Source organism: Flavicella sp. IMCC45537, assembly GCF_057197705.1.
This window is the reverse complement of the sequence record NZ_CM170067.1, coordinates 3,229,037-3,242,880: the sequence shown is the minus strand read 5'-3', so window position 1 is coordinate 3,242,880 and position 13,844 is coordinate 3,229,037. Positions and strand designations below refer to the sequence as shown.

The following is a 13,844-nucleotide window of genomic DNA, read 5'->3' as shown; positions in this document are numbered from 1 at the left end:
CCTACTAAATCAGACATATAAGCCCAGATCTGTGGAACATCTCTATCTTACATTGGTGAAAATTTCTTTTTTGCTTATATACCAAAACTAGCCTCAATTGCCTTTATAAAATCACCCAAGGATTCAGGATTCCTATTTCCATTTCCAATCTTTAATCCTTTCCTATTTGATAATATTCAAAACCTTTTTCTTCAAGATTAAAGGCATTGTATTGATTTCTCCCATCAAAAATAACTGCAGAAACCAATTGTGATTTTATCTCTTCAAAATCTGGTGAACGAAATTCTTTCCATTCTGTTAATAGAATTAACGCCTCAGCCCCTTTAAGCACATCATATTTAGCATCAGCATATTTAATATTTTCAACATCTTTTAAATAACAATGTTTTGCTTCTTCAATAGCTTTTGGATCATATGCTTGAACTTTTGCTCCACGTTTCACTAATTCTTTTATAACATATATAGCAGGGGCCTCACGCATATCATCCGTCCCAGGTTTGAAAGCCAAGCCCCAAAGACCAAAAGTCTTTCCGGACAAATCTTCTCCAAAACGTTTCACTACTTTTTGAGCAATTACAAATTTCTGGGCATCATTCACTCTTTCAACAGACTGAATTAATTCTGCTTTATGCCCATGTTCTTCAGCAATCTTATTCAAGGCTTTCACATCTTTCGGAAAACAAGAACCGCCATATCCTGCACCAGGATAAATAAAGTTATATCCTATCCTTGCATCAGAACCTATTCCGATACGAACTTGATTTGCATCTGCACCCACTTTTTCGCAAATATTGGCAATTTCATTCATAAAGGAAATCTTTGTTGCCAACATTGCATTTGCTGCATATTTGGTCATTTCCGCAGAACGAATATCCATCAAAATAATACGATCATTTGTTCTAAAGAATGATGCATACAATTGCTTCATCTTTTCAGTTGCATACTCACTTTCCGAGCCAATCACAACTCTATCCGGTTTCATAAAATCAGCGATGGCAGCTCCTTCTTTTAAAAATTCAGGATTAGAAACTACATCAAATTCAATGACTTCTCCTCTTATTTGTAACTCCTTTTGAATCGTTGCTTTTACTTTATCAGCAGTTCCAATAGGAACGGTTGACTTATCCACAACTACCAATCTTTTTTGCATTGTCTGACCTATAGACTTTGCTACCGCCAATACATACTGTAAATCAGCTGACCCGTCATCACCCATAGGAGTACCAACCGCAATAAAGACAATTTCAGCATCTTGAATAGCCTCTGCTAAATCAGTTGTAAAAAATAAATTCTGATTTTTTATGTTTTTTAAAACCATTGACTCCAGGCCAGGTTCAAAAATTGGAATAACTCCCTTATTTAATTTTTCTATTTTGACAGGATCGATATCTACACAGGTCACTTTATTACCCATTTCAGAAAAACAAGTTCCAGACACCAATCCAACATAACCAGATCCGATTACTACAATATTCATAATTTTATTTTTTTGGATGAAGTCGATTTACGCAATATCACTTCTACACCTTTTTCGAAAAGTCATTTTTCACTATGGAGCAAATTGAGATTTTCCATATACAACCTATTACTTCACTATCTCAACTCCCTCAAGATTTTATTTCTATTCTATTTATTCTTTAACTGTTCTTTTTCATGTACCTCTTTTCTCAAGCCACTACTTGAAAAACGATGCTCTCTTTTATTGAAATACAAATAAATTCCTTTCTCTTCACAATAAGCACGACCTGTAAATTCCTTGTTCGCATATTCTTCCCCAATAATACGAACATCAATTTTAAAAGATCTTAAAATATCTTCTAAGTCTTGTTCTGTAGCATAAGGCACAATTTCATCCACGAACTTGCAACCTTTCAACTGAATATAACGTTCTACCACTGACTGAACAGGTTTATTCTTTTCAGGTCTATCCAATGTAGGATCTGTTTGAATCGCACAAATCAAATAATCACATTGACGTTTGGCATCCTCTAACATCGTGATATGCCCTGCGTGTAAAAGGTCAAAGGCACTAAAGGTAATTCCAACTTTCATAAGCTAAGTATTGGTTTAATTTTGCAAAAATAGGGTATTATTTTAACATATGTTAGTACTTCATTTAAGCGATTCATTAAAAAGGCTTTACATCACATTTTTCATAAACGGAATTCACATTGAACTATTCGAACAAATGGCATAAATAATACTATAAACACACCTATACAACTAATAAAACACATATTTAAATCCCTTGGAAATCTTGCATTAAACATGATAAAGACAAATACGAAAGCTAAAGAAAAAAGATTAAAACTAGTTTTGTCTCGTATCAAATAAATGCTCCGCATTCATGAATTCCTATAGATAAAAGAGATAAACTAAAATGAAAATATAGAATATTGTGTTTCTGCCATTGTGAGAAGTATACTACCGCGGCAATATGTTCTCTTGGAGTTTAGTTTAAAAAGCCAAAGACAAACGTCACCTTCCTTTCTTTTTACTTTGACTTTGCATCTGGATGAACTAAGAATTCATTTTCCAAGCATTCTTTTCAAAGAGTCTTTCCAATAGGGAATATCTAAGTCAAAATCTCCTTTGATCTTAGTCTTATTCATCACACTGTAAAAAGGTCTTTTTGCAGGTGTTGGATATTGTTTTGTTTCAATAGAATTGACTTTTACCTGAGTGCTAGAAATTGCAAAAATAGTTTTTGCAAAATCATACCAAGAACAGACTCCTTCATTAGAATAATGATACAACTCTACAGAATTATTTTTTATTTTAGGAATTATTGATAAAATAGCATTTGCCAAATCCTCAGCGTTTGTAGGAGTCCCCACCTGATCAAAAATCACCCCTAATTCATCTCTTTCTTTCCCGAGTCGTAACATAGTTTTAACAAAATTATTCCCATGACTTGAATACACCCATGAGGTTCTGATTATAATTGAGTTTTTGGGATTGACCTCTTGCATTGCGAGCTCACCAGACAATTTAGTACTCCCATACACAGATTGCGGGTTTGTTTTATCAGTTTCTATATAAGGTTTGCAATTTTCACCATCAAAAACATAATCCGTCGAAATATGAATTAACTTAATCTCCTTTTCTTTTGCAATTTCTGCAAAATTACGAACCGCCAAATGATTGATCGCATTACTCAATGCAACTTCTTCTTCAGCTCTGTCCACTGCTGTATGTGCAGCACAATTTACAATAACATTTATAGAATTCTCAACAGCAAAAGCTTCTACCTTTTTATGATTGGTAATATCGAGATTTGACGAGTCTGTAAAAAATACGTTATAAGCAGAATATTTAGATGTTATATCTTTTATTTCGGATCCTAATTGTCCGTTTCCTCCTGTAACTAATATATTAGACATACAACTCCTCATTAAAATCAAAATATTCAGCATTTGCATATGCCGGCTGCTTTTTATCCTTTTCAGATAATTTCATTTTATCGAGGGACAATTCCCAATCAATATCTAAAAATTTATCATCAAAAGCAATGCCCCTATCACATTCCGGGCTATAATAGTTATCCACCTTATAGGCAAAAGTAGCCGCTTCACTTAGAACAACAAAACCATGAGCGAATCCTCTTGGCACTAGCAATTGTTTTTTATTCTCTTCAGTTAACAAAACAGCCACATGCTTACCAAAAGTAGGAGAACCTTCTCTTATATCTACAGCAACATCCAATACCCTACCCGTAATTACTCTTACTAATTTGGTCTGTGCATGAGGGGGCAATTGGTAATGCAATCCTCGCAACACTCCATAAGATGATTTAGATTCGTTGTCTTGACAAAAATCAATTTTATAACCTATAAAACTTTCTAATTTATCTTGTCGAAAGGTTTCGACAAAGTAACCTCTTTCATCTCCGAAAACTTGTGGTTCACAAATAACCACCTCTGGAATTTCTGTTCTAGTAAACTTCATTTTCTCTAGTTACTCTATTAATTAGGTATTGACCGTAGCCATTTTTTTTCAATGGCTCTGCCAACTTCAACACTTGCTCTTTATTAATATAACCCATTTCATAGGCAATCTCCTCAATGCATGCTACTTTCAATCCTTGACGATTTTCAATAGCCTGTATATAATTAGAAGCTTCTAATAATGATTCATGTGTCCCCGTATCTAACCAAGCAAAACCACGTCCCATCACTTCCACTTTAAGCTCTTCTTGTTCTAAGTATGTTTGATTCACACTAGTAATCTCCAACTCTCCCCTATCACTTGGTACTACTTTTTTAGCGATATCTATGACTGAATTTGGATAAAAATACAACCCAACAACGGCATAATTACTTTTTGGTTCCTTTGGCTTTTCAATGATACTTAAGGCCTTCCCTGCTTTATCAAAATCTACCACTCCATAACGTTCTGGGTCCTGAACATAATAGCCAAAAACCGTTGCTTTCCCTTCCTCTTCCACATTTCTTAAAGAAGAAGTCAACAACTTTGTAAAACCATGACCATAAAAAATATTATCCCCTAACACCAAACACACATCATCATCGCCTATAAACTCCTCTCCTAAAAGAAAAGCTTGTGCCAAACCATCCGGAGAAGGTTGTACTTTATATGAAAACTGCATCCCGATTTCTTCTCCAGTTCCTAATAATTTTTTAAAATTCGGAAGATCATCTGGGGTGGAAATGATTAATACTTCTTTGATACCTGCCAACATCAACACAGATAACGGATAATAAATCATCGGCTTATCATTAATGGGTAACAATTGTTTTGATGTTGCCTTTGTTAATGGATACAAACGTGTTCCTGATCCACCTGCTAAAATAATTCCTTTCATAACACTGTATTAATATTAACTTTTAATAAAATTATTATATAATTGTTTTATTTATACTGTTTGCTATAATATTCTTCATAGGCCCCACTCACAATTCGCTGCATCCAAACGGAGTTAGACAAATACCAATCTATAGTCTTAGACAATCCTTGTTCAAAAGTAACTGAAGGCTTCCATCCTAACTCTTTGTTGATTTTTGATGCATCAATTGCATAACGTAAATCATGCCCAGGTCTATCTTTTACATACGTAATTAACTCCTCGCTAGCTCCCTTTTCTCTTCCTAATTTCTCATCCATCTGAGCACACAACAACTTAATCAAATTAATATTTTGCCATTCGTTAAAACCTCCAATATTATAAGTTTCCCTGTTTACTCCTTTATGAAACACTAAGTCAATAGCGATGGCATGATCAAGCACATATAACCAATCTCTAGTATATTTTCCATCTCCATAAACCGGTAAAGCCTTATTATTAATTATGTTATTGATAAATAAAGGGATCAACTTTTCTGGAAACTGGTTCGCACCATAGTTATTTGAACAATTGGAAATCACGTAGGGCATTCCATAAGTTTCTCCGTAGGCTCTCACAAAATGATCCGAACTTGCTTTTGAAGCCGAATAAGGAGAATTTGGATCATAAGAAGTAGTCTCTGTAAACAACCCAGTCTCTCCAAGAGTTCCATATACCTCATCCGTACTAACATGATAAAATAATTTATCTTGCCAGTTATCTTGCCATAAACTCTTAAAAGCATTTAACAAAATCATAGTTCCTAAAATATTGGTCTTTGCAAAAGCCAGTGGGTCTGTAATAGACCTATCTACATGTGATTCCGCAGCCAAATGAATGACACCATCAAACTGATATTTTACAAACAATTCATTTATATAGGTTTCATCCGTGATATCTCCCTTTAAGAAGGTATAATTGTCTACACCTTCAATATCTGTTAGATTCTCAAGATTACCGGCATAAGTTAGCGCATCTAAATTATAAATTTCATATTCTGGATAGGTTTTCACAAATAAACGCACAACATGTGACCCAATAAATCCAGCTCCACCAGTTATCAATATTTTCTTTGACATTTTATTTTATTTTATTTAACTTATAAAGAGGCATCTGCAAGGTCCTCGGATAATATATTTTTCACATCGTATATCACTGAATTCTCCTTTTTTAAAGAGGTAAACTCAATTTCTTTAAATTCAGCATGCGCAACCGTTAATACAATTGCATCAAATTTTGCTTTTGGAATTTCCTTAACAGAAACAACTCCGTATTCATGTTCTACCTCTTCTGGGTTTGCCCATGGGTCGTACACGGTAATATTAGTATTGTATTCCTTTAATGCTGAAATCACATCTACCACTTTGGTGTTTCTAACATCTGGACAATTTTCTTTAAAAGTTATTCCAAGAATTAAAATATTTGCCTGATTCACTTTTATTTCACTCTGAATCATAAGCTTAACTATTTCTGAAGCTACATAATCCCCCATTCCATCATTCATCCTTCTCCCTGCCAAAATAATTTCAGGATTGTACCCGTACTCTTGGGCTTTTTGAGCCAAATAATAAGGATCAACCCCTATACAATGTCCCCCTACTAGTCCTGGTTTAAAGGGTAAAAAGTTCCATTTCGTCCCTGCGGCTTCCAGAACATCATGTGTATTTATATTCATTTTATTGAATATCTTGGCCAGTTCATTGACAAATGCAATATTGATATCTCTTTGTGAATTTTCAATAACTTTTGCGGCCTCGGCTACTTTTATACTCGATGCCAAAAATGTTCCCGCAGTAATGACTGAATTATACAACGCATCAATCTGCAAACCTATTTCAGTTGTTGAACCTGATGTCACCTTTAAAATCTTCTCAACCGTATGTTCTTTATCTCCCGGATTTATTCGCTCTGGTGAATATCCAACGTAAAAATCTTCATTAAATTTTAAACCAGAAACTTTTTCTAAAACTGGCACACATTCTTCTTCCGTTGCACCCGGATATACTGTCGATTCATAAACAACCACATCACCTTTTTTTAAAACAGAACCAACTGTTTCACTCGCTTTTATCAACGGAGTTAATACGGGTCTATTATTTTTATCAACGGGAGTCGGAACCGTAATAATATAATTGTTGCTATTTTCCAATTCCTTCAAATCAGAAGTACAAAACAATCCGTTCTCTGAATTATTTTCATGCTTCAAAACTTTTTGAAGAATGACGTCATCTACCTCTAAGGTAGCATCTATACCTGAGTTTAATTCACTAATTCTTTCTTTATTAATATCAAATCCGACAACTGGATATTTTGTTGCAAATAACCTTGCTAATGGCAATCCTACATATCCTAAACCAATAATGGCAATCTTTTTTCTTTCTATCATCAAATATTTTATTTTTTAAACGGATGCTTGGAAATAGGTAAGTCAACGAATTTATGATACTTACCTTCCTCTTTCTTACTCAATTCAGCATTTCTAATAACATGAACTATATCAATAGATTGCCTTGCATCTTCTAAACCAAATCCTTTTCCATTTAGTATCTCTTGATAACTTTTAGTGTGTAACTCTGTAAAACCACCACTAAATTCAATTTCTTCTCCTTCAACGGTTATTGACCTATAAGTTCTTTGTCCTTTCTCTTTTATTTCTTCAGGTAAAGCCTCATAATCAATAGATAAAAACCATTTTACTCGTGCCTGCTCAAACTCTAAATAACCCGATGCTCTGTCATGAGTATGCAAATGAACTACATTCTCCTTAACATCTCCAAAAACCCATGATAACATATCATAGAAATGAACACCTATATTTGAAGCTATCCCACCCGATTTCGAGACATCACCTTTCCAGGAAGTAAAATACCAATGACCTCTTGAGGTTAAATAAGTTAAATCTACATCATACACTTTGTCTTTCGGTCCTTTTTTGATTTTATTGCGCAATGCGATGATACTCTCATGCAAGCGCAATTGTAAAATGGTATAAACCCTATTTCCCGTCTCTTTTTCAATATTGATCAAAGCATCTAAGTTCCATGGATTCAAAACCAAAGGCTTTTCACATATAGCATCCGCTCCGCTTCTTAAAGCCATTCGAATATGAGCATCATGAAGGTAGTTTGGTGTACAAATACTCACATAATCAAGCGTGATTCCTTTTTCACTTTTTAGTTTTTCTACATGCCGATCAAAACGTTCAAACTCGACAAAAAAATCTGCATCTGGAAAATAACTATCCAGCACCCCCACACTATCAAATTTATCTAGTGCTGCCAACAAATTACCTCGTGTATCTTTTATTGCCTTTAAATGTCTCGGAGCGATATAACCTGCCGCTCCTATCAATGCGTAATTTTTCATCTACAAAGTTTTCATTTGGTCCCAGTACCACGTTACTGCTTCCTTTAATCCCTCTCCCAAAGAATATTTTGGATTGTATCCTAAGTATCTCTTAGCTTTATCTATACTTGCCAAGGAATGAGGAATATCTCCTGCACGATTCGGACCATATTCTATCGGCACCTCACTAATACTTGGATCAAATTTACTTAAATTATCTTTTAAAGCACCTACCAAATCATTTAATGTAGCCCTTTCTCCGAAAGCTGTATTATATACCTGATTTACAGCATCCGGGTTTTCCGTTATCAACGCTAATAAATTCATCTGAATGACATTATCTATGTAAGTAAAATCTCTTGAATAATTTCCATCTCCATTGATCACCGGTGATTCATGGTTTATGAATTGCCCAACAAACTTTGGAATCACGGCCGCATATGCACCATTAGCGTCTTGACGCCTACCAAATACATTAAAATATCTCAACCCTATCGTTTCAAAACCATAGCTCTTATAAAATGTATCTGCATATAACTCATTTACATACTTCGTAATAGCATAGGGAGATAAAGGTTTACCAATTACTTCTTCTACCTTTGGCAATGATTTGGAGTCACCATAAGTAGAGGAACTTGCTGCATAAACAAATCTTTTAACTCCTGCTTCTTTTGATGCCAACAACATGTTTAAAAATCCAGAAATATTAACATCATTTGTAGTAATTGGATCTGAAATAGATCTCGGAACAGACCCTAAAGCCGCTTCATGCAAAACATAATCAACACCATTTACAGCTCTTTGACAATCTTCTAAATTTCTTATATCACCAACAATTAATTTAAACTGAACATTTGACTCAAAGGCTAAAATATTTTCCTTTTTTCCAGTGGAAAAATTATCTAAACAAACAACTTTGTTGCCTTTTTGCAACAACACTTCAATAAGATTCGACCCTATAAAACCAGCTCCTCCAGTAACCAGTATTGTTTTATTTGTTAATTTAATCTCTCTAAAATCACTCATAATTTTGTTTCGTTTTTTTAAACTTATTTCCTAGGCTTTGGCTTCATACCTACAAAATCCTTAAGATAATAGGGTTCAAAATAAGCAACATCCTCAAATTCTTGAATTTCAAATTTGGCATGTGACAAAGTAGCCATTTGATTCGCTGATGGAAATTTTCCATCAATAAAAACCGCGTTATCATGACTAATAATACCCTTGCATTTTTCGGCTCCATCTCCCACAAAATAAACTTTCCCTGCTGATAAAAAATCAGCAAAAGAATTTGCTTCAATTATCTGAGCCTCTGTTTTCCGTACTTTATTTAAATCATTATCATAAATAGCACTAAATACTTCTAATCTTCTTGCATCCAACATAGCAACAATTACACCTTCTGATATAGGATTTGAATTCGCTAAAATATCTAGGGTCTCTATAGAAATCAAAGGAATATCTTTAGCAAAACAAATTCCTTTTGCTGCCGATATTCCTATACGTAAACCTGTATATGAACCCGGCCCTTTCCCCACAGCAACTGCAGATAAATCTGAAAATGTTATACCTGCTTTTTTCAGAACATTTTCAATAAACACATGTAACTTTTCTCCGTGTGAATACCCTTCAGAATTTAACTCTTCTAAGGCAACAACCTTTCCATCTTGACTGAGACTTACAGAACAATTTTTTGTAGCTGTATCAAAATTCAATATATAAGACATTCTATTCCAATTCAATTATCGTAATGCAAATATACCAATTTGATTCTTCCCTCTATTCAGAATATTTCCGTTATTTTACCTCATGAACAAAAATAACATCATTGAAAACACAATTAATTTTGTAAAACAAGAACTTAAAAATGCAGAGGGTGGACATGATTGGTTTCATATTGAACGTGTTTACAAAAACGCTCTGTTAATCGCGCAAACCGAAAAAGTAGACTTCACAATTATTCAATTGTCGGCCTTACTACATGATATCGCTGATTCAAAATTCTATAACGGTGACGAAACAATAGGTCCAAAAACTGCAAGAAACTTTTTAACATCTCAAAACCTAGATAAAAATAACACAGAGCACATTATAAAAATCATTGAAAACATTTCCTACAAAGGAGGTAATTTTACATCAAACTTTCACTCAAACGAACTTGCAGTAGTTCAAGATGCAGACAGACTGGACGCTATTGGAGCTATAGGAATTGCCAGGTGCTTTAACTATGGTGGCTTTAAACAAAGAGCTATTTACAATCCAGACATTAAGCCAAATCTAAACATGACAAAAGAAGAGTATAAAAACTCTACTGCTCCAAGCATCAATCATTTTTACGAGAAACTTTTACTATTAAAAAATAAAATGAATACAGCTACTGGGAAAAAAATTGCAGAGGAGAGACATTTATTTATGCTTCAATACTTGAAGCAATTTTATGGTGAATGGGAGGGACTGAAGTAAAATTCACCTGTAACCAATCACTTTGATGGAGACTCCGTATGTAGAATCTAAAAACATCAACATATTTTGGACATTAATCCCGATAAAAAGTATCAACCTCCAAAATTTGGTTTTCGTTTATTCAAAAAAGCAGTAGTCCCTTCAATAAAATCCTCTGTTCCAAAACAACTTCCAAACAATGCTACTTCCGATTCAAAACCATCGATATTATTTTCAAAACCTGCATTTACAGCTTGAATTGCAACTTTGGCAGAATTACTAGAATTTTGAATAATTTTTTTAGCTATCAAAACACAAGCCGAAATCAACTCTTCTTGCTGTACAACTGAATTCACCAAACCGTAAGAATTCGCAACCTCAGCAGAAATCATATTCCCCGTTAAAATCATCTCCATTGCTCTGCCTTTCCCCACTAACTGTGGCAAACGTTGTGTTCCTCCATAGCCAGGAATCAAACCTAAAGAAACTTCCGGCAATCCCATCTTTGCCTTTTCTGAAGCCAATCTAAAATGACAAGCCATTGCCAACTCCAACCCACCACCTAAGGCAAAACCATTGACAGCAGCAATCACAGGTTTAGAAAAATTAGCAATCAAATCAAACAGAGAATCCTGCCCTTTTTTTGCCAGTAATGTACCTTCTTTCTTTGTGAAATTAGAAAATTCTGAAATATCTGCTCCAGCAACAAAAGCTTTATCACCAGAACCTGTAAGCAAAATAACTCGCACCTCAGCATCACTTTCCAAAACAACAAAAGCATCATGTAATTCTGATATAGTGGCTTTATTTAGTGCGTTTAATTTTTTAGGTCGTTCTATCGTCACTATTGCAATAAAGGAATCTAATTTTTGAATGGATACATTTTCAAAGTTCATAATAGTACATTTATAAATACAACTTTTATAAATATAATAGAACTTATGAGCAGAAAAAAACTATTTCAAAGGAATTCTAATAGAAAAAGTAGTACCCACACCTAACACAGAGTCAAAATCAATCTCACCATTATAGGTTTCGATGATTTTTTTAGACATTGCTAACCCTAATCCCATACCACTATTCTTAGTGGTAAATCTTGGCTCAAAAATCAGGTTTTTAAGTTCCTCTTCAATTCCTTCTCCGTTGTCTTGAACCTTCAATTCAAACTGAGAAGAATTCTTAGAAACCGTCACTTTTATCATAGGTTTTTCTACATCGACAACCGCCTGAATGGCATTTTTCAATAGATTCGTTACAACGCGAATCAATTGTGTTTTATCCATATGCAAATGAATTTCAGAGGTATAACTTTCAAAAGAAATATTTTCATTTTCAAAAATATCCAACGCAACTTTTATCACAGAAACAACTTCAATATCTTCCTTTTTTTGTTTTGGCATCTTCGCAAAATCCGAAAAAGCAGAAGCAATGGAGCTCATCACATCAATTTGCTGAATCATCCCTTCACTAAATTCCTTTAATTTTGTTTTAATCTCTGGATCATTCGGATCAAAACGACGCTCAAAACTTTGAACTGTCAACCTCATCGGAGTCAATGGATTTTTTATCTCATGCGCGACTTGTTTTGCCATTTCTCTCCATGCTTGCTCTCTTTCAGAACTAGCTAATTTTTTTGCAGCATCCTCCAACTGATCAATCATATTATTATATGCTGATACTAGTTTATAAATTTCTCTAGAAGTTGCTCCTAATTCAATTTTTTCACTCCCTCCTTGTAAACCTGTCTTTCCAATGGTTTCAATTTTTTCAATAATAGTTTTTAAAGAACGTGTAATATAACTAGATAGAAAATATGCAAAACTAATTGCAATGATAAACATGAAAAAATAGACATAAGCCAATCGCTGCAAAAACTCATTTAAATTTCTATCCTGTACGGAATTATCCTGAACATAGTGTAATTTCAAAAAACCAATAAGTACATTCGCCTTGTTATATAAATAACTGTAAGAGGATTGTAAAATTTTACCATTTTCAATTTCAACCCCCTCTACAAACCTTTCTTCCATATTAAGTTTGCCTAACTCATATGGTTTTAAAAAATCTGAACGATCATAAACGCTATCTTTTGCCGCAATAGCTTTAGAGCTCAACAACAACTTTCCTTGCAAATCGTAAAAGTTGATATTTACTTTATGAACTTTTACAATTTCAAGAATCGGTTCCTTAAAATAATCAAAAAGTTCACTTGTCTCAAGGGGATGTCTGGTATTATCCAACTCATATTTTATACTTAAACGTGTTGCATTTTCCTTTCTAGCAAAACGACGTTTATTATAGTTGATAGTTTGTTCGTTGTATTGATAAATTGTCATAAAAGCTATCAAAACATAGGTCAATAAAATCAATAAGATCATCGACAAAAATATTCTAATACGTAAAGACAATTTTTTGAAATTCATAAACGAAATTAATCCTTCAACTTAATTTTATAATAAATAATAACCAATGCTAAAGAGGCTGTGATGGTATTGGCTATTGTCATGGAAAGGCTTTTTATAAAAATACCATAAACCAACCACAACAACACACCTACAAAAAACATCAAAAACATAGCCAAAGAGATACTCTCGGCTGATTTAGTTTTCCAAATCTTATATACCTGAGGAACAAAAGAGGCCGTTGTTAAACCGGCAGCTACCAAACCGATAATTTCGATCTCAACTGGAATTACCTCCATTTTATTCTTCAGGTGTATCAGGCAAACGAACGGTTTCTAAATAAATAGTATCATCCTTTGCGCGATCATTATCTCTATCTTGCAATCCTGTAATAGCAAATCCGTCTTCAATTTTTTCTAAACCAAAAGAAACAGTTACATCTTTTTTTCCTGGTCCTTGTTCAAAATCATAAAACAAAGAATCTTTTGTAACTCTCCACTTTCCCGTTGTCGATTGCCCAGTCTGTCTTTTATTTTTTTCAGTCCAACTTTTAAAAGTTCCATCCGCTTTATAGGTAGAAAAAGATTTCCCTTGACGCTGTGCTCTGGGATCATGTGGATTTGCAAAATCTATATCATACTCTACCAAAGTATCTCTTCCTTTAAAAGTAGGAAATTCCAATTTCACAAAAACCGTTTCCCAATTTCCTATAATATATTTTTGCATTTTTTCATCTTCTGTCGCGCACGAAGTAACAACAAAAGTCAACACACATAATAATTTCATCCATTTCATAACTAAAATTTTTAAGT

General features: G+C 33.9%; 15 protein-coding genes. 1 reads left to right on the top strand and 14 read right to left on the bottom strand.

What is annotated here, in order from left to right; translation table 11 throughout:
- Positions 1 to 151: 151 nt before the first annotated feature.
- The 10 genes from AC2DGP_RS13065 to tsaB all read right to left on the bottom strand — a co-directional run bounded on the left by AC2DGP_RS13065 (position 152) and on the right by tsaB (position 9,915).
- Complete coding sequence (locus AC2DGP_RS13065; RefSeq protein ID WP_484490504.1) at positions 152 to 1,477, bottom strand: UDP-glucose dehydrogenase family protein; 1,326 nt, start codon at positions 1,475 to 1,477, stop codon at positions 152 to 154.
- 149 nt (positions 1,478 to 1,626) lie between these two features.
- Positions 1,627 to 2,052, bottom strand: a complete 426-nt coding sequence (locus tag AC2DGP_RS13060) for an adenylyltransferase/cytidyltransferase family protein (protein ID WP_484490503.1) — start codon at positions 2,050 to 2,052, stop codon at positions 1,627 to 1,629.
- 476 nt (positions 2,053 to 2,528) lie between these two features.
- On the bottom strand, positions 2,529 to 3,383 hold the full coding sequence (gene rfbD, locus AC2DGP_RS13055) for a dTDP-4-dehydrorhamnose reductase (RefSeq protein WP_484490502.1): 855 nt from the start codon (positions 3,381 to 3,383) through the stop codon (positions 2,529 to 2,531).
- The gene (rfbC, locus tag AC2DGP_RS13050) at positions 3,376 to 3,948 is read right to left on the bottom strand and encodes a dTDP-4-dehydrorhamnose 3,5-epimerase (RefSeq protein ID WP_484490501.1); all 573 of its coding nucleotides are present in this window, start codon (positions 3,946 to 3,948) and stop codon (positions 3,376 to 3,378) included. The genes rfbD and rfbC overlap by 8 nt, the downstream gene beginning before the upstream one ends.
- A complete protein-coding gene (rfbA, locus tag AC2DGP_RS13045; RefSeq protein WP_484490500.1) occupies positions 3,935 to 4,825 on the bottom strand; it encodes a glucose-1-phosphate thymidylyltransferase RfbA in 891 nt (296 codons plus the stop codon). Before rfbA ends, rfbC begins: the two co-directional genes overlap by 14 nt.
- A 47-nt stretch (positions 4,826 to 4,872) precedes the next feature.
- Positions 4,873 to 5,922, bottom strand: coding sequence for a dTDP-glucose 4,6-dehydratase (gene rfbB / locus AC2DGP_RS13040; protein ID WP_484490499.1), 1,050 nt, complete (start codon positions 5,920 to 5,922; stop codon positions 4,873 to 4,875).
- Between the two features lie 20 nt (positions 5,923 to 5,942).
- Positions 5,943 to 7,229 (bottom strand): nucleotide sugar dehydrogenase, encoded by a 1,287-nt coding sequence (locus AC2DGP_RS13035; RefSeq protein WP_484490498.1) that lies wholly within the window; start codon positions 7,227 to 7,229, stop codon positions 5,943 to 5,945.
- 8 nt (positions 7,230 to 7,237) lie between these two features.
- Positions 7,238 to 8,209, bottom strand: a complete 972-nt coding sequence (locus AC2DGP_RS13030; RefSeq protein WP_484490497.1) for a Gfo/Idh/MocA family protein — start codon at positions 8,207 to 8,209, stop codon at positions 7,238 to 7,240.
- Positions 8,210 to 9,214 carry an SDR family oxidoreductase gene (locus AC2DGP_RS13025; RefSeq protein ID WP_484490496.1) on the bottom strand — a complete coding sequence of 335 codons (1,005 nt, stop codon included), beginning with the start codon at positions 9,212 to 9,214 and terminating at the stop codon, positions 8,210 to 8,212.
- Positions 9,215 to 9,237: 23 nt separating this feature from the next.
- A complete protein-coding gene (tsaB, locus tag AC2DGP_RS13020; RefSeq protein WP_484490495.1) occupies positions 9,238 to 9,915 on the bottom strand; it encodes a tRNA (adenosine(37)-N6)-threonylcarbamoyltransferase complex dimerization subunit type 1 TsaB in 678 nt (225 codons plus the stop codon).
- A gap of 82 nt (positions 9,916 to 9,997) precedes the next feature.
- Between tsaB and AC2DGP_RS13015 the strand changes: the two genes are divergently transcribed.
- Positions 9,998 to 10,651, top strand: a complete 654-nt coding sequence (locus tag AC2DGP_RS13015; protein WP_484490494.1) for an HD domain-containing protein — start codon at positions 9,998 to 10,000, stop codon at positions 10,649 to 10,651.
- Positions 10,652 to 10,743: 92 nt separating this feature from the next.
- Here the strand turns inward: AC2DGP_RS13015 and AC2DGP_RS13010 are convergent, their stop codons facing one another.
- Genes AC2DGP_RS13010 through AC2DGP_RS12995 form a run of 4 tightly spaced genes read right to left on the bottom strand, consistent with a single transcriptional unit; the run spans position 10,744 to position 13,827 of the window.
- Positions 10,744 to 11,526 (bottom strand): enoyl-CoA hydratase/isomerase family protein, encoded by a 783-nt coding sequence (locus tag AC2DGP_RS13010; RefSeq protein WP_484490493.1) that lies wholly within the window; start codon positions 11,524 to 11,526, stop codon positions 10,744 to 10,746.
- A gap of 60 nt (positions 11,527 to 11,586) precedes the next feature.
- A complete protein-coding gene (locus AC2DGP_RS13005) occupies positions 11,587 to 13,053 on the bottom strand; it encodes a sensor histidine kinase (protein ID WP_484490492.1) in 1,467 nt (488 codons plus the stop codon).
- Positions 13,054 to 13,061: 8 nt separating this feature from the next.
- Positions 13,062 to 13,331, bottom strand: coding sequence for a SemiSWEET transporter (locus AC2DGP_RS13000; RefSeq protein WP_484490491.1), 270 nt, complete (start codon positions 13,329 to 13,331; stop codon positions 13,062 to 13,064).
- A gap of 1 nt (position 13,332) precedes the next feature.
- Complete coding sequence (locus AC2DGP_RS12995; protein WP_484490490.1) at positions 13,333 to 13,827, bottom strand: hypothetical protein; 495 nt, start codon at positions 13,825 to 13,827, stop codon at positions 13,333 to 13,335.
- Between the last annotated feature and the right edge of the window lie 17 nt (positions 13,828 to 13,844).